Consider the following 16,222-nt stretch of genomic DNA (forward strand, 5'->3'; position numbering starts at 1 on the left):
CTCCGGCGGGTTCAGCTCCTAGCGCGGGGCGGGGGCCGCGCCCGGCTCGGCGCCCACGGCGATCGGCACGTGCACGGCATTGCCCCACTCGGTCCAGGATCCGTCGTAGTTGCGCACGCCCTCGAATCCGAGCAGGTGCGTCAGGACGAACCAGGTGTGGCTGGACCGCTCCCCGATCCGGCAGTACGCGATGATGTGGTCGCCGTCGGTGAGGCCGGCCTCGCTGCGGTAGATCTCGTCCAGTTCGCTCCGAGCCCGGAATGTGGCGTCCGGGGCCGCGGCGCGGGCCCAGGGCACGGATGCCGCCGACGGGATGTGGCCGCCGCGGAGGGCGCCTTCCTCGGCGTAGTCGGGCATGTGGGTGCGTTCGCCGGTGTACTCCTCGGGGGAGCGCACGTCGATCAGGGGGTTGCCGAAGTGCGCGAGGACGTCGTCACGGAAGGCGCGGATGGGCGCGTCGTTGCGCTCCACCACCGGGTACTCCGCGGGAGTGATGACCGGACGGTCGCGGGTCAGTCCGCGTTCCTCCGCGATCCATTTCTCACGTCCGCCGTCGAGGAGGCGCACGTCCTCGTGTCCGAAGAGGGTGAACACCCACAGGGCGTAGGCCGCCCACCAGTTGCTCTTGTCGCCGTAGATGACCACGGTCGTATCGCGGGAGATTCCCTTGCCGCCGAGAATCGCGGCGAAGGCCTCGCTGCCCACGAAATCACGCTCAACGGAGTCGTTGAGGTCGGTGTGCCAGTCGATCTTGACGGCGCCCGGGATGTGTCCGGTTTCGTAGAGCAGCACGTCTTCGTCGGACTCCACGACGACCAGGCCGGGACTGCCGAGGTGGGCCTGCAGCCACTCCGTGCTCACCAGCCGCTCGGGATGGGCGTAGGCAGCGAACTTCGGTGCCGGATCGAGATCAACGGGCATGGGGAAACCTCCTGGCGAGCGTCCGAAGACACCGGAATGGATTGAGCGCGGTTTAGGCTGGTCAGCGGCCCGCGTTCGAATCTACGCGGTATGGGTTGTGATCGCATTCGCGCCGCAGTACTTCGACGCCGACGCTCCGACCGTGACGAATCCGACCAGAAAACGGGTATTCCAGCATGGCTCCACACGCCCTCCGTCAGGTGCACCGTTTGGCTGACCGCTCTCCGAGCATCACCGGGTCGGAGATCGTGGCGGAGCTCGTGCCGCCGCCCCAGTTCGAGCACGCCTCCTTCGAGTCGTACCGTCCGGACCTGAATTTCCCGTCGCAGCTCGAGGCGGTCGAACGCCTGAACACGTTCGCGGGGGCCTGGCTGCCCCAGCGGCCCAGCGGGTTCTTCTCCCGCACCCGCAAGGCCAAGCCCGAACTCCCGGGGATCTACCTGGACGGCGGGTTCGGTGTGGGCAAGACCCACCTCCTCGCCGCGCTCTGGCACGCTGCACCCGGCCCCAAATACTTCGGCACCTTCATCGAGTACACCGCGCTGGTCGGGGCCCTCGGCTACGCGGCGACCGTCAAGCAGCTGTCCGGCGCCAGACTGATCTGCATCGACGAGTTCGAACTCGACGACCCGGGCGACACGATGCTGATGACCCGGCTGCTGGGCGAGCTCGTCGCCTCGGGCACCCGGGTCGCGGCCACCTCCAACACGCCGCCGAACTCCCTCGGCGAGGGCCGATTCGCGGCGATCGATTTCCTGCGCGAGATCCAGGCGATGTCCGCCAATTTCGAAATCGTGCGCATCGACGGGCTGGACTATCGCCGCCGTGACATCGAGGGCCATGCCATCGCCGTGAGCCGGGACGAGCTGGACCAGATGGTGCCGGCGCTGGTCGAACGCGGCTCCGCGGTGACCCTGGACGATTTCGGCGCGTTGATCCGTCATCTCAGCACGGTGCATCCGTCGAAGTACATCAAGATGATCCACGGAATCGACGTCATTGCCCTGTCCGACGTCTACCTGCTGACCGATCAGACGGATGCGCTGCGCCTGGTGGCCTTCATCGACCGCGTTTACGACGCGGAGATTCCGATCATCGCCAACGGACAGCCCCTGAACGAGGTCTTCGACCAGGAAATGCTCTCCGGCGGCTATCGCAAGAAGTACCAGCGGTCCCAGTCGCGCCTGGTGGCGCTGACCACGGGAGAGCTTCCGCCGCACGACTGACCCGGGCCGGCCCGGTGGCCGTCTGGCGGGAAACGCGATGTTAACACCGTCGCACGGCGCGTAACGCGGCCGAAACATACCGGCGCACTTCCCGAAACCTGACAACTCCAAACTGACTCTGTACCCGCCGAGACACGATCAATGCTCACCCTGTGCACGTCGACGGCAATCACTGTTAGTTAGAGAGAGGTAACCATATCCATGGTTGAACTGTCAGTCCTGATGAACGCCACAACAGACGAAATAAGCCTGAACGTCAACTCCCTGTGGCTTCTCGTCGCGTCAGCCCTCGTGCTCCTGATGACTCCCGGTGTTGCCTTCTTCTACGGCGGCATGGTCAAGGCCAAGAGCGTCATCAGCATGATGATGATGAGCTTCGGCGCCATGGGCGTCGTCGGCGTGCTGTGGGTCGTCTTCGGTTACGGGCTCGCCTTCGGGCCTCCGCTCATCCCCGGCTTCCTCGGCGACCCGACCAGCTTCCTCGGCCTGACCGGCCTGCTCGGCGCCGGCGAAGACGGAACGCTGAACCCCGACCTGAACGGGCTGGCGTTCGCCGGCTTCCAGGCCACCTTCGCCATCATCACTGTGGCCCTGATCTCCGGAGCGATCGCCGACCGTGCGAAATTCGGCGCCTGGCTCATCTTCGCCGCCGTCTGGTCGACGCTGGTCTACTTCCCCGTCGCATACTGGGTCTTCAACCTCGCCGACGGCTGGGCTCCGGCCGCCCTCGGAGTCAACGACTTCGCCGGTGGAACCGCCGTGCACATCAACGCCGGTGCAGCCGGCCTCGCTCTGGCCCTGGTGCTCGGAAAGCGCGTCGGCTTCAAGAAGGGCATCTCCAAGCCCCACAACGTTCCGCTGACCCTTCTCGGTGCGTCGCTGCTGTGGTTCGGCTGGTTCGGCTTCAACGCCGGCTCGGAAGCTGCCGTCGACGGTGTTGCCGCCCTCGCCTGGGTCAACACGCTCGTCGCACCCGCCGCCGGCATCCTCGGCTGGCTGATCGTCGAGAAGATCAAGGACGGCAAGCCCACCTCGATCGGTGCGGCATCCGGTGCTGTTGCGGGACTCGTCGCCGTCACCCCGGCCTGTAACATCCTCACCCCAGGCTGGGCGATTGTCCTCGGCGTTCTCGTCGGCGCGGTGTGTGCGGTCGCCATCGACCTCAAGTTCAAGTGGGGCTTCGACGACTCCCTCGACGTGGTGGGCATCCACCTCATCGGCGGCATGATCGGCACCCTGTTCATCGGCATCGTCGGCTCGGGCATCGGCCTGCTCGACACGGGCAGCTTCGCCCAGCTCGGCGTGCAGGCGCTGGCCGCCTTCAGCATCGCGATCTTCTCCTTCGTGATGGCCTACGCCATCGGCTGGGTGATCCAGAAGACGATCGGCTTCCGCATCAACAACGAAGACGAGGTTGCCGGAGTCGACACGATCGTGCACGGCGAAGAGGGCTACGCGCTCGACACCGTGTAGCGGCAGCTCCACTCACCGCACCTGTCGTTCCACGGGCGGCGGCGCATCCGGTTCCTTCGGCTGCGCCGTCGCCCTTCTACACTCCTTGACTGGCTGGCAGAACTGAGCCATGCTCACGATGCTCGCACTGACCCGAACGGTGCGAGCGCTCCGCTCCGGTCCCGTTCAGTCGAGACCGGGGCGGGCCCTCTTTTTTCCCCGGCCCCCAGTTCCATTTTTGATCCGGATGCCGCCGGTGCCGATAGCGTGGACTCACGCACGTCACCGCCGCACCGCCCAGCTCATTCCCGTGCCCGCGCCCACCGGCGCCGGCACGAACGGAAGGATTCCATGTTCGAGTTCCTGCTCAGTCCCATCCCCGGCTTCATCGCCCTGGCGGTCGTCGTTTTCCTGATCGGACTGATCTACGCCAAGACCGTCTACAAGAACGCCGGGCCGGACGAGGCCCTCGTGATCACCGGCAAGAAATCCAAGAAGACCATTGTCGACGGCCAGGCCCTGGAGGAATCCGGTCAACGGGTCGTCCATGGCCAGGGCGTGTTCATCACCCCGTTCTTCCAAAAGGCGTTCAAGATCAGCCTGCGCAGCCGTGCGATCGAGATCACGGCCGTCGCCCAGGACCAGAACGGCGTCACCCTCACCGTCGAGGCCGTCGCGATCGTGAAGGTCGGCGACGACCCGGCAGCGATCCGGGCCGCCGCGCAGCGCTTCCTCGGTCAGGACAAGAACATCGACGGCTTCGCGCAGGAGGTGCTGTCGGGGTCGCTGCGCTCCTCGATCGGTGGCACGAACGTCATGACGATCATCCAGAAGCGGGACGAGCTCGGCTCCTCCGTGCTGGCGACCGCCCGTGAATCCCTCGCCAACCAGGGCGTCGACGTCGACTCCTTCGAGATCAAGGGCATCACCGACGAGAACGACTACATCCGTGACCTCGGCCGGGCCGAGCAGGCCAAGGTGCGGCGCCAGGCCGAAGTGGCCGAGCACCAGGCGAACCGGGAAGCTCAGGAGGCCGCGATCCTGGCCGAGCAGGCCATCGCCGAGGCGCAGAACACGCTCGCGCTGCGCAAGGCCGCCCTGCAGCTGGACACAGACAAGGCCTCCGCCGAAGCCGCCGCGGCCAAGCCGCTGGCCGAGGCCAAGGCCCAGCAGTCCATCGTGCAGCAGCAGGAGCTCACCGCTCAGCGCCGGGCCTCCCTGCGCAAAGCCGAGCTGGAATCCGAAGTGAACGCCATCGCCGATGCCGACGCCTACCGCATCCGGGTGACCGCCGTCGCGGCGGCCGAGGCCGCGGTGGCCGCCGCGAACGCCGATCGGGACAGCCGCATCGCGAATGCCGAGGCGATCCGCGCCGAGGGTCAGGCCAACGCCGACGCCATCCTTGCCCGCGGTACGGCGGAGGCGACCGCCACCCGCCTGTCCGCCGAGGCTGTGGCTGAGCAGAGCGAGGCGCTCATCCAGTTGCGCATGGTGGAGATGCTGCCCGAGATCGCCCGTGAGCTGGCCGCCCCGATGTCGAACATCGACAACCTCACCGTCATTTCCACGGATGGCGCCAGCCAGCTGACCAAGAACGTCGCCTCCGGTTTCACCGAGGTCGACGGGGTGCTGAAGTCGACGATGGGCGTCGGTATCCGGGAGCTTCTCGGCAACCTGGTCGGCGGTGTCGCGGCCGGAGCAGCCGCGGTGAAGGTGTCCACGCCGGTGCCTGCCCTCACGACCGCCCAGCAGGCCGACGTCGACCACGCCCTGGCTGCTCCCGCCGTCGAGGCCTAGCCGCAGAGCCCAGGGGAGACTGTTCGATGACGGATGCTGCGATGGACCCGATCTCGGCGATCGCGCCGCTCCTGGCGGGGCGGGCGGCCGCCAGTCAGCGCTGGTCGCATCTCATGTTCTTGCACTGGCGCGTGGACGCCGCCCTGGTGGCGCCCCTGCTCCCGGCCGGGCTGGTCCCGGACGAGTTCGACGGCACGAGCTGGGTCGGTCTGATCCCGTTCGTGCTCGACCGCGCCACCGTCTTCGGCAGCCCACCGATCCCGTATTTCGGCACGTTCGTCGAGGTGAACGTGCGGCTGTACGCCGTGGACGAACAGGGTCACCGAGGCGTCGTCTTCGTATCCCTCGAAGCGTCCCGCCTCGCAGCCGTGCTCGCGGCCCGCGCCCTGTTCTCGATCCCCTACATGTGGTCCCGCACGCGCCTCGAGGTGTCGTCGGGTCCGGGGAGCACCGGGCAGGGGAGTGCCGGGCCGGAGTTTCACTACACGTCCAGGCGCCATCTGACCGGGTCGGCCCACACGGACATCGTGGTGCGTCCCACCAACCGTCCGGTCGTCGGGGACCTCCTCGCCGATTTCCTGACCGCGCGCTGGGCATTGTTCACCCGCACCCGCGGTCGCACGGTGCACCTGCGCAACCACCACGAGCCCTGGGCGCTCTACGAGGCCGAACTCCTGCGGCTCGACGACACCCTGCTCGCCGTGGCGGGCTTCCCCGGGTTGGCCGAGCGCCCGCCGGATTCCGTGCTCTACGCGCCTGGGGTCACGACCTGGTTCGGGTCGGCCGGCTGAGAGTCGCCGGGTCTGAGTGCAGTGACCGCCGCCGGTGTCGGCAGTTTCAGTATTTCGACTTCTCCTCCACACTACGGGTCTGATCGGTTTATCCACGGTGTCCACGGATGCCGGGCGAGTGTCGGTGGATGCACATAGCGTGTTCCCCATGAAGCCGTCAATCATCGAAGAGCGAGAGGCCATGGGCCGGCATTTCGACGCGATCGCGGAGGCCGAACGGGACATCGCCGTGGCCTTCGCCCGGCGGGCCGAACGGGTCGAGGAGGCGCGCCGGTTCGGGCAGGCGATCGCCCACCACAAGGCCCGGGTGCCGGGTGCCCGCTGGGATGCCCGCGAGGTGGCCGAGCGGGAGTTCTCCAGCGAGCTGGCCTGCACGATCCGGGTGCCGCAGCGCACGGCGGAGAACCTGGTCGCGGAGTGCCGGGCCCTGGCCGTGGAGCTGCCCGCGACCCGGGCTGCGCTGGCTTCGGGGGAGATCAGCTACCGGCATGCGCAGGTGGTGGTCAATCAGGCGTGGTCGGTGCCGGAGGAAGGGCGCGCGGAATTCGAAGCCGCGGTGCTGAAGTCCGCGGGCACGCTCACCGCGTCGAAGCTGAAGTACAACGCGCGGATTCTGCGGGAGCGGTGGCACCCCGAGACGATCAGGGCCCGGCATCAGAAGTCGGTGAAGGACCGGGCGGTGTTCTTCGAGCCCGAGCCGGACGGCATGGCCTCGCTCACCTTCTACGCGAGTGCGGAGAAGGCGCAGGCCGCCCACGAACGGATCACGCTGATGGCCCTGAGCCTGCAATGCGCCGAGGAAGACCGCACGCTGACCCAGTTGAAGGCGGATGTGTTCGAGGATCTGATCCTGGATGGGGTCACGCCGTCGGGCCTGGGAAAGGGGATCCGGGGTTCGGTGAACATCACGGTCCCGGTGTTCAGCCTCATGGGCCTCAACGACGAACCCGCCCACATGGAGGGTTACGGCCCGATCGACGCGGACACGGCCCGCCGGATCGCTGCCGGCGCGCCGAGCTTCACGCGGCTTCTGGTGCATCCGGAGACCGGGGTGGTGCTCTCAGTGGGCCGGGACAGGTACAAGGTGCCGAAAGACCTCAAGAAGTACTTGCGGGTGCGGGACGAGACGTGCCGGTTTCCCGGCTGCAACCGGTCGGCGGCGCATTCCGACATCGATCATTCGCTCGATTGGCAGTTCAACGGTTTGACCGCGGAGGACAACCTCGCGCACCTGTGTCCGCCGTGCCACGCGCTCAAAAGCGAAACCGGGTGGACCGTGAAACACCTCGAAGATGGTGTCCTCCAGTGGAGGTCACCGAGTGGGCGGGCGTTCATGAGTGAGCCGGCCACGGTCATCCGTGCGGTGGAACCCGAACCTCCGCCGGGGGAGTCCGCGAAGACATCTGTGCCTCAACCCTCGCCGTTCTGACAGTCGCCTTGAGAATCGTTCGAGACCCGGTGCCCGGTTCGCTGGCGTGGCGGCCGGATCAGGCGAGCAGACCGAGGAAGCGTCCGGCGAACCCAGCGCACGCGACCGTCGCGACGAGGAACACGGCCACCCAGATGACACCGGGGATGTGCGTCAGACGCGCCAGCTGGTCGGCGTCGGAGGCGCTGCCGCGGCTCCGTGACCGGGAGCGGTGCAACTCCGCCACGGTGCGCACCGCGCCCAGCAGCAGGAACGCCGTGATCAGCAGGGCGAAGACGCCCTGCACCGGGGGAGAGGCGAACCAGGTGATGCCGAAGATGACGGCCGCCGTGACCAGGACCGACCAGAGCCCGAACCAGTTGCGGATCTGTACCAGCAGCAGTGCCAGGGCAACCAGCAGCAGCCAGAGCAGGCCGATGTCGTAGCCGAGGCTGAGCATCCGTGCAGCGCCGAGCCCCAGGAGAGCGGGCGCCGGATACCCGGCCAGGAGAGTCAGCACCATTCCGGGCCCGCGGGGGCGTCCGCTGCTGACCGTCAGCCCCGAGGTATCCGAGTGCAAACGGATGCCGCCCAGCCGACGCCCGCTCAGCGTCGCCACGACGGCGTGCCCGCCCTCGTGCGCGATCGTGATGACATGGCGCCCGATGCGCCACAGACCCGGCACCAGCACGAGCAGGGCGGCGGCCGCGATGGTCAGCCAGGCCGTGGCCGCCGGCAGCGGTTCGTTGCGTGCGGAGAGTTGCCCCCAGAGTGCGACCAGCCCGTCCATGGTTGTCAGCCTAGGTCACGAAGCGAACCCCCTAAACTTCTCCGTGGGGGGGTCATCAAGCAGGCTGATGAGGCTAGTCCCCATATCTCTGGAGACGCCCATGCTCGCGAACCTCATCATCGCCGTCGCAGCCAACCCCGGCCCCTTCGTCGAACCCAACCAGACTGCCGGCGAGTCCGCCCCGGTGCACGCTGCTCTGATCGCGTTGATTCCTCTCACTGGCCTGCTGGTCATCGCGGTCCTGCTCTGGTACCTCGTGCATAGCAGCTACGTCAAATTCCAACGGGCCACACTCATCGCCATTGGCGTGCTCGCCGTCCTCATCGCCGCCAACATCGTGGGCCTCTCCGTCGCCTACAACGCTGAGGTCCGCGGGATCGCCGCAGCGACCGCGCAGGCTGAAGCCGACTACAGGGAATCGGTGATCACGTTTCTCTCAGAGGACTACGGGATCACCGTCGGCGGCAAGGCGGCCGGGGAGCTCATCGCCGGACACAGCGTCACGGTGCTTCACGAGGGCGTGGACACACTGGTTGAAGTCGACGTGGACGGCAGCGACAAAATGGTGGTGTACCTGCCCGATAGACGGACGCTGGCACCGGTCCAGTAGGCCGCGGCAGGGTGGAAACAAAAAAACCCCGGAGAACCGGGGTTTTTTGTTGTGGGCGATACCGGACTCGAACCGATGACCTCTTCCGTGTGAAGGAAGCGCGCTACCAACTGCGCCAATCGCCCATTGTGGTAAAAACTGTGAAAGAACTGCAACCACGAGTCTTGATACTAGCCCAGAGCGGGGACGCGGCGCACATCGAGAGGGCCGCAACACGCCGGGGCGGCTCGGTTTGAAAATGCACGGGAGTATCGGCTAGAGTCTTCAAGCGCGCAGAAATGCGCGCAGTTGCGGATGTGGCGCAGTGGTAGCGCATCACCTTGCCAAGGTGAGGGTCGCGAGTTCGAATCTCGTCATCCGCTCGAATTGGNCGGCCGCGGCAACCGGGCCAGGACCCGCGCCCACCCCCAGGCCACCGATTCCGCGCACTAGCCGAAACGGCTAGCCGGTCACGAGAGCCGAGGCATCGATGTCACGCGACTTCGATCAGACCGGAGCGGCCGGAGAATCGGCAGCGGCGCGGAGAGCCGCGATATCGAGGTTGCCCATCGGCAACATGGCCTGCATGACCCGGCTCGACCGCTCGGGATCGGGGTCGCCCAGCAACTCGACCAGAACCGGCGGCACGATCTGCCAGGAAAGCCCGAATTTGTCCTTGAGCCAGCCGCACCGGCCCGGTGAACCCCCCGCGGTCAGCTTCTCCCACAAATGGTCGATCTCGTCCTGGGTTTCGGCCCTCACGACGAAGGAGATCGCCTCGGTGAACGTGTACCGCGGTCCCCCGTTGAGCGCCTGGAACTCGAGCCCGTCGATCACGAAGGACACCGTCATCGCGGTGCCAGCCGGGGCGGGGGAACCCTCGGGATAGCGCACAACGCTCACGATCCGGGAATTTCTGAAGACCGAGACGTAGAAGGTGGCCGCCTCCTCAGCCTGATTGTCGAACCACAGGAACGGACTGATCGTCTACACGTCAGTGCCCCTTCTTCATTCCCAGTTCGTTGACCGCCTCATCCGGAGGCGTCGGCCTGGGATCCGCCGGGCAGTGCAGGACCGCGTTCGGACCCGAATGATCGATGGTGTGGTCGGCCATCGGCCGGCCGCACACGGGGCACGTGGCCTCGCCGACCCGCCGGACGACCGCATCGTATGGGCCCACCGGCGGCGGCCCCAAGGGACGTTTCAGTTTGGCGTCCATCCAGTCGATGAACCGCACGTAGCCGCCTGGATGGTGCCCACCGGAGGGCTTCTGCTCATTCATGCCGCCAGCGTACGCTCGGTCCGCCCCGATGAACAGAAAAAGCCCCGGATGCCCTCTGAACACTGGATCAGTGAACGAGGGATTCCGGGGACGGCTGCGGGCTCTCAAGTGCGGAGACGGTGGGATTTGAACCCACGGTACCCCGTGAAGGGTACTCCACCTTAGCAGGGTGGTGCACTAAGCCGTACTATGCGACGTCTCCTTGGTGTTCATTACAAACACACCTGAACAATCATAACCGTACTGACGGCATCCGCACGAACACACTGTGCGGATGCCGTTCACACGGCTACTGGTCTTCGAGCGTTCGCCCGACCGAACAGGTGTAGTCCCCGGCCGTCTGCCCGGTGGTCGAGTCTGACAGGACGGCGCCATCGGACGGATTCTTCGTCGCGGCCGGGTCCGGAACGGCACTCGGGTTCGTGGTGGCCGCGGGGTCGGCGGCCGCCGGGTCAGGCGTCGCCGCCACGGGAGCGTTCGGGTCCTGGGTCGCGCCGCCGCCGGTGGTACCGCCCAACTGGATCGGCTTGTCGGCCGCAACAGCCTCGAACAGGTTGTCGAAGTCGGATTGCAGGGGGATCACGCCGCCGTCGACGGTGCCGGTGGGAACCTGGACGAAGACAACCTTGTTCAGGTCGATGTCTTTCAGGGCCACCGCGATCGAGGCGAGCGTGGACACGTCGTTGAGGTTGGTCGAAAGCGTCATGTTCGCCGTCACGGCCTTGGCCAGCGAGTACACCTTGAGCGGGTCGGAGAGCGTCGACGCGCTCTTGATCGTGCGCACGAGCGAGGACATGAACACCTGCTGGTTGCTGATGCGGGTGAGGTCGCTGCCGTCGCCGACGCCGTGGCGGGTGCGCAGGAACTGGAGCGCATCCACGCCTTCCAGGGTGTGCATGCCGGCCTTGAGGAAGGTGCCGGTGTACTCGTCTTCGATGTCTTCCGCGACGCAGACCGGCACGCCGCCGACGGCCGTCGACATGGCCATGACGCCGCTGAACTGCACCTCGGCGGCGTAGGGGATGTTCAGGCCGGTGAGCTGCTCGACGGTGAGAACGGTGCAGGCCAGTCCGCCGTAGGTGAGCGTGGTGTTGATCTTCTGGCTGCCCATCGAATCGAAGGTGCCGCCGTCCGGGTTGGGGCATTCCGGGATCGGCACGTACATGTCCCGGGGAAAACTGATCACGGAGGCGTTGGAGTGGTCCGCGGAGATGTGCAGCAGCATGGTGACGTCGTTGAGGTCGCCGGTGGAGTCCTCGGGGCCGAATCGCGCATCCTGCCCCTTGCGGCTGTCGCTTCCGACGATGAGGAGGTTCACGCCGCCGGCGATCGCATCGATCTTCGGAGCGGGCCCGTCGGTCTCGCTGGCCAGTTTCACGCTCGGCTGCACACTGGCGGCGACGTCGTAGGTGGCGATGGCGGCGACGGAGACGCCGCTGACGAGGAGGACGGCCAGTGCCGCGGCGAGCACCTTGGCCACGGTGACGAACGGATTGGACCGGCGTAGGCGACCGTGCCGCGCGAGCGTCCGGATCTTCTTCGAACGCGTCGAGCGGGGGCGAAGTTGGTCGCTCACTCAGGTCCCTTCGCTAGTGCACCGTGCAGGATCGAGGTGCGGAGGGCGTGGGATTCGAACCCACGAGACATCTCTGCCCACCAGTTTTCAAGACTGGCTCCATCGGCCGCTCGGACAGCCCTCCCGTTCGCTGCCCAGCGGCGCCGATTGAACCTGCGCACGCTGACAAGCGAATACCGACCGATTCTAGCCGATTGGAGGTTCACCACTGTGCCAGAGGATGCTGGCAGCGCGCTGGACGCGGGCCGGAAGCGGTGCGGGGGCACGTTCCGGCATCCGTCGACACACTGCTGCGAACCTACAGGCTGCCGAGAATGACGGCGAGCCCGTCGTCCTGCACCGCGCCGGTGATCTCGCCGGCCGCCGTGAGCACTTCCTGCGGCGCCTGGCCCATGGCCACGCCTCGCCCGTGAACGGATGCCCATTCCAGCAGTTCGATGTCGTTGCGCCCGTCTCCGACCGCCATCACCCGGCTGCGCGGAATGCCGACCTCGGCGCGCACCCGTTCCATGGCGGTGGCCTTGTTCACCCCGTCGGGGGCGATGTCCAGCCACGCGGTCCAGCCGATCGCGTAGCTGACGCGGCTCAATCCCATCCGGTCGACGACCTGGAGGAAATCCTCCATGTCGTGGCCCGGCGAGATGACGACGACCCGGGTCGCGTCCTGGCGCAACAGGTCGTCGAAATCGACGTGTTCGCTGTCGAGCCCGATCGTGGCGTCCGGGAAGGCCTCGGTGTAGCGATAGAAACCGTGCTCGTCCTCGACGGCGTACCGGGCGCCGGTCAGGTGCGACCGGATGGAGAGGAGGACATCGGTTGGGTCGAAGGTTTCGACCCATTCGCGCCGGTATCCGGTCGGGGCGTCCGGGTCGCGGTGCAGGGTGATCGCACCGTTCGAGCAGACCACGAAGCGCGGGGTGATCTCGAGCCGGTCGAGCACGGGCAGCGTGGTCGCGGCCGAGCGGCCCGTCGCCAGCATGACCTCGTGGCCGGCCGCGGCGAGACGCTGCACCTGTTCGAGGACGCCATCGCTGATGGTTCCGTCCTCGTGCATGGTGGTGCCGTCGATGTCGAGCGCCACCAGCCAGGGCAGGTCCGTCCGGCTCATGGGGCGCCGACCGGCCGGATCACGTCGAGGCCGCCGAGCCAGGGCCGGAGCGCCTCCGGAACGATGACGGAACCGTCCGCCTGCTGGTGCGTCTCGAGAATGGCGACGATCCAGCGGGTGGTCGCCAGGGTGCCGTTCAGGGTGGCCACGGGCGCGGTCTTGCCCGACTCCGTGCGGTAACGGATGTCCAGACGGCGGGCCTGGTAGGTCGTGCAGTTGCTGGTGCTGGTCAGTTCGCGGTACGCGTTCTGGGTGGGAACCCAGGCCTCGATGTCGAACTTGCGGGCCGCACTCGAGCCGAGGTCGCCGGCCGCCACGTCGATGACGCGGTAGCTCAGGCCGAGGGACTGGAGCATGTCCTCCTGCAGCGCGACGAGGCGGTCGTGCTCCGCTTCTGCGTTCTCCGGCAGCACGTAGGTGAACATCTCCAGCTTGTTGAACTGGTGCACCCGGATGATCCCCCGGGTGTCCTTGCCGCCCGAGCCGGCCTCGCGGCGGTAGCAGGTGGACCAGCCGGCGTAGCGGAGGGGCTCACCGGCCAGGTCGAGGATCTCTTCGGAGTGGTAGCCGGCGAGCGCGACCTCGCTCGTGCCCGTGAGGTACAGCTCATCCGTCGGCAGGTAGTAGATCTCGTCGGCGTGCTCGCCGAGGAAGCCGGTGCCGTCCATGATCTCCGGCCGCACCAGGTTGGGGGTGATCAGGGGGATGAAACCGGCCGCGAGGGCCCGGTCGAGCGCCATGTTCATCAGGGCGATCTCGAGGCGGGCGCCGATGCCGCGCAGGAAGTAGAACCGTGACCCGGACACCTTGGCGCCGCGGGACATGTCGATGGCGCCGAGCAGTTCGCCCAGCTCGAGGTGGTCGCGCGGTTCGAAGTCGAAGATGGGCACGTCCCCGTGGGTGCGGAGCGTGACGAAGTTCTCTTCCCCGCCGGCCGGAACGCCGTCGATGATGGGGTTCGCGAGGGTGCGCACGACCGCGGTGAAACGGGCCTCGGCGGCGGACGCGGCGACCCCGGCGACTTTCACCTCGGCGGCCAGGCTCTGCGCCTGGGCGACGAGGGCCTTCTTCTCGGCGGCGGGCGCGGCGGCGACCTGCTTGCCGAACTGGTTCTGCGAGGCGCGGAGCGACTCGAACGCCTGGATCGTGGCCCGGCGTTCGCTGTCGGACGCGAGCGCGTCGTCGACGGCCTCGACCGACGCACCGCGCGCCTTCTGCGATCGCTTGATCAGGTCGGGATTCTCTCGCAGCAGCACAGGATCAATCACGGGGCCAGTCTACAAGCGCTGACCAGGCCGCCGCGCTAGCCTTGCCACCGTGGATACTCCCGGTCAGCCCCTTCTTGTGCAACAGGCTGCCGTGGTCTACAACCCGATCAAGGTCAATCTGGACCGGCTGCGGGCGAGCGTGGCCGCGGCAGAAACGACCGCGGGCTGGGCGGGGTCGCTCTGGTTTCCGACCAGCCCGGAGGATTCGGGCCGAGGGGCCGCCCTTCTGGCGATCGAGCAGGGAGCCTCCATGGTGCTCGTGGCCGGCGGCGACGGCACGGTTCGAGCGGCCGCCGAGGCACTGCGCGGCACCCGGGTGACCCTCGCCATCGTGCCGTCGGGCACCGGCAACCTGCTGGCCCGCAACCTGAGACTGCCGCTGTCCGGTCTTGACGAGGCCACCGCCATCGCGTTCACCGGGGTCGACAAGCCCATCGACGTGGGCGTGGCATCCGTCAGAACGGATGACGGCGTCACGGTCGACCACATCTTCCTCGTGATGACGGGGCTCGGCCTGGACGCCCAGATGATCGCCAACACCCGGCCCGATTTGAAGCGGAAGGTCGGCTGGCTGGCCTACGTGGATGCCGTCGCGCGGGTGCTGCCCACGGTCAAACCGTTCGGGATCCGGTACAGCCTGAACGGGCGACCGCATCGGCCGGCGCACGTCAGCATGATCCTGGTCGCCAACTGCGGCCTGCTGCCGGGGAACCTGCAGTTGCTGCCCGATGCGCGCATCGACGACGGCATCCTGGACATCGCGGTGCTGCAGCCCAAGGGCGTGCTCGGCTGGCTGGCGATCTGGCGCCGGGTGACCTGGGAGAACGGGGTGCTGCGGCGGTCGGCGGTGGGACGCCGGATCATCGAACGCACCGAATCGAACCGGGAGCGGGTGATGACCACGCTGCGCGGCGCCGACATCCGCATCGTGGTGGAGCAGCCGCAGGACTTCGAGATCGACGGCGAGTCCCTGGGCCCGGTGCGCTCGGTCTACCTGCGCGCGGACCCGGCATCCCTGATCGTGCGGCTGCCCGCCGGTTCCTGAGCCTCGCGGCCGGGCAGGCCGAGCAGCCCGCTCAGCCAGGCCCGGGCGCCGATGAACACGTCGTCGTCGTAGCGGGACGTGAACTCGATCGGCTGCTTGTCGGCGCGCGGATACGAACCGAGGAAGATCACCTGCGGGCTGAAGCGGCGCAGCCCCAGCAGGGCGTCGGCGACACGTTCGTCGTGGATGTGGCCGTCGGCGTCGATCACGAAGCGGTAACGCCCCATGGCGTCACCGATCGGGCGCGACTGGATCAGGCTTAGATTCACGCCCCGGGTGGCGAACTGCTCGAGCATCTCGAGCAGGGCGCCGGAACGGTCTTCGGGCAGTTCGACGATCAGGCTCGTCTTGTCGGCGCCCGTGCGGGGCGGCAGCGCGGTGGTTCGGCTGACCAGCACGAACCGCGTCACCGCGTTCGGGTTGTCGCCGATGCCCGCGGCCAGGACCACGACGTCATGGTGCTTCTCGATGCCGGGCGGGGCGATGGCGGCATCCGCCTGGTCGCTTATGAGCAGGGCCGAGGCGGCCGCCACGTTGCTGGAGGCCGGAATGTGGCCGTGGTGCGGCAGGTTCGTCTCTAGCCAGGTGTGACACTGGGCGTAGGCCACCGGATGCGCGTTGACGACCTGCACGTCGTCGAGCGTCGTCCCGGGACGCGCCACCAGGACGAAGTTGACCGGAACCAGGTACTCACCGATGATGCGCAGGTCGGGCACGCTCGCGAGGGCGTCCTGCGTGGCGGACACGCCGCCCTCGACCGAGTTCTCGATCGCGATCATCGCAGCCACGCTGCGGCCGGAGACGACGTCGGCGAGCGCTTCACCGACATTGTTCACGGCCCGCCAGGTCTGACCGCGGGCCGCGGTCACCTGAGCCAGGGCCGCCTCGGTGAAGGTGCCCGTGGGCCCGAGGAAGCTGTAGCTGACATTGCGCGTCTCGGACATGGCTCCCAGCCTACTTGCAGTGCAA

Annotated in this window: 15 protein-coding genes and 4 tRNA genes; 8 read left to right on the forward strand and 11 right to left on the reverse strand. The window is 67.4% G+C overall.

Annotated elements, in window-relative coordinates:
• Window positions 1-18: 18 nt before the first annotated feature.
• The gene (locus E3T24_RS01095; protein ID WP_134404288.1) at window positions 19-921 is read right to left on the reverse strand and encodes a sulfurtransferase; all 903 of its coding nucleotides are present in this window, start codon (window positions 919-921) and stop codon (window positions 19-21) included.
• 176 nt (window positions 922-1,097) lie between these two features.
• On the opposite strand from E3T24_RS01095, the gene zapE reads away from it, so the two are divergent.
• The 5 genes from zapE to E3T24_RS01120 all read left to right on the forward strand — a co-directional run bounded on the left by zapE (window position 1,098) and on the right by E3T24_RS01120 (window position 7,616).
• The gene (zapE, locus tag E3T24_RS01100; RefSeq protein ID WP_134366733.1) at window positions 1,098-2,147 is read left to right on the forward strand and encodes a cell division protein ZapE; all 1,050 of its coding nucleotides are present in this window, start codon (window positions 1,098-1,100) and stop codon (window positions 2,145-2,147) included.
• 201 nt (window positions 2,148-2,348) lie between these two features.
• The gene (locus tag E3T24_RS01105; RefSeq protein WP_241976145.1) at window positions 2,349-3,620 is read left to right on the forward strand and encodes an ammonium transporter; all 1,272 of its coding nucleotides are present in this window, start codon (window positions 2,349-2,351) and stop codon (window positions 3,618-3,620) included.
• Window positions 3,621-3,950: 330 nt separating this feature from the next.
• Window positions 3,951-5,396 (forward strand): SPFH domain-containing protein, encoded by a 1,446-nt coding sequence (locus E3T24_RS01110; RefSeq protein WP_134366732.1) that lies wholly within the window; start codon window positions 3,951-3,953, stop codon window positions 5,394-5,396.
• Window positions 5,397-5,422: 26 nt separating this feature from the next.
• Entirely contained in the window at window positions 5,423-6,187 is a 765-nt protein-coding gene (locus E3T24_RS01115; protein ID WP_134366731.1) for a DUF2071 domain-containing protein, read from the forward strand.
• A gap of 148 nt (window positions 6,188-6,335) precedes the next feature.
• The gene (locus E3T24_RS01120; protein WP_134434198.1) at window positions 6,336-7,616 is read left to right on the forward strand and encodes an HNH endonuclease signature motif containing protein; all 1,281 of its coding nucleotides are present in this window, start codon (window positions 6,336-6,338) and stop codon (window positions 7,614-7,616) included.
• Between the two features lie 58 nt (window positions 7,617-7,674).
• Here E3T24_RS01120 and E3T24_RS01125 read toward each other — a convergent pair whose 3' ends face one another.
• Window positions 7,675-8,385, reverse strand: coding sequence for a M50 family metallopeptidase (locus E3T24_RS01125; RefSeq protein ID WP_134366729.1), 711 nt, complete (start codon window positions 8,383-8,385; stop codon window positions 7,675-7,677).
• A gap of 100 nt (window positions 8,386-8,485) precedes the next feature.
• Here E3T24_RS01125 and E3T24_RS01130 point away from each other — a divergent pair, with 100 nt between their 5' ends.
• On the forward strand, window positions 8,486-8,995 hold the full coding sequence (locus tag E3T24_RS01130) for a hypothetical protein (RefSeq protein WP_134366728.1): 510 nt from the start codon (window positions 8,486-8,488) through the stop codon (window positions 8,993-8,995).
• A 52-nt stretch (window positions 8,996-9,047) separates the two neighbouring features.
• Here E3T24_RS01130 and E3T24_RS01135 read toward each other — a convergent pair.
• Window positions 9,048-9,120 (reverse strand) — tRNA-Val (locus E3T24_RS01135).
• 165 nt (window positions 9,121-9,285) lie between these two features.
• Between E3T24_RS01135 and E3T24_RS01140 the strand changes: the two genes are divergently transcribed.
• Window positions 9,286-9,357 (forward strand) — tRNA-Gly (locus E3T24_RS01140).
• Between the two features lie 124 nt (window positions 9,358-9,481).
• Here E3T24_RS01140 and E3T24_RS01145 read toward each other — a convergent pair.
• The 7 genes from E3T24_RS01145 to serS all read right to left on the reverse strand — a co-directional run bounded on the left by E3T24_RS01145 (window position 9,482) and on the right by serS (window position 14,208).
• A complete protein-coding gene (locus E3T24_RS01145) occupies window positions 9,482-9,958 on the reverse strand; it encodes a VOC family protein (RefSeq protein WP_166789149.1) in 477 nt (158 codons plus the stop codon).
• A 10-nt stretch (window positions 9,959-9,968) separates the two neighbouring features.
• Window positions 9,969-10,256 (reverse strand): hypothetical protein, encoded by a 288-nt coding sequence (locus E3T24_RS01150; RefSeq protein WP_134366969.1) that lies wholly within the window; start codon window positions 10,254-10,256, stop codon window positions 9,969-9,971.
• Window positions 10,257-10,367: 111 nt separating this feature from the next.
• Window positions 10,368-10,458 (reverse strand) — tRNA-Ser (locus E3T24_RS01155).
• An 87-nt stretch (window positions 10,459-10,545) separates the two neighbouring features.
• Window positions 10,546-11,832 carry an LCP family protein gene (locus E3T24_RS01160; protein ID WP_134366967.1) on the reverse strand — a complete coding sequence of 429 codons (1,287 nt, stop codon included), beginning with the start codon at window positions 11,830-11,832 and terminating at the stop codon, window positions 10,546-10,548.
• Between the two features lie 39 nt (window positions 11,833-11,871).
• Window positions 11,872-11,956: transfer RNA gene (locus E3T24_RS01165), tRNA-Ser, on the reverse strand.
• Between the two features lie 174 nt (window positions 11,957-12,130).
• Window positions 12,131-12,940, reverse strand: coding sequence for an HAD-IIB family hydrolase (locus E3T24_RS01170; protein WP_134366965.1), 810 nt, complete (start codon window positions 12,938-12,940; stop codon window positions 12,131-12,133).
• Window positions 12,937-14,208 (reverse strand): serine--tRNA ligase, encoded by a 1,272-nt coding sequence (serS, locus tag E3T24_RS01175; RefSeq protein ID WP_134366963.1) that lies wholly within the window; start codon window positions 14,206-14,208, stop codon window positions 12,937-12,939. The genes E3T24_RS01170 and serS overlap by 4 nt, the downstream gene beginning before the upstream one ends.
• A gap of 49 nt (window positions 14,209-14,257) precedes the next feature.
• On the opposite strand from serS, the gene E3T24_RS01180 reads away from it, so the two are divergent.
• The gene (locus E3T24_RS01180; protein ID WP_134366961.1) at window positions 14,258-15,253 is read left to right on the forward strand and encodes a diacylglycerol kinase family protein; all 996 of its coding nucleotides are present in this window, start codon (window positions 14,258-14,260) and stop codon (window positions 15,251-15,253) included.
• Here the strand turns inward: E3T24_RS01180 and pheA are convergent.
• Window positions 15,199-16,197, reverse strand: coding sequence for a prephenate dehydratase (gene pheA, locus E3T24_RS01185; RefSeq protein WP_134366959.1), 999 nt, complete (start codon window positions 16,195-16,197; stop codon window positions 15,199-15,201). The genes E3T24_RS01180 and pheA overlap by 55 nt on opposite strands.
• Window positions 16,198-16,222: the final 25 nt, after the last annotated feature.

Source organism: Cryobacterium sp. TmT2-59, from assembly GCF_004403545.1.
GTDB classification, from domain to species: domain Bacteria; phylum Actinomycetota; class Actinomycetes; order Actinomycetales; family Microbacteriaceae; genus Cryobacterium; species Cryobacterium shii.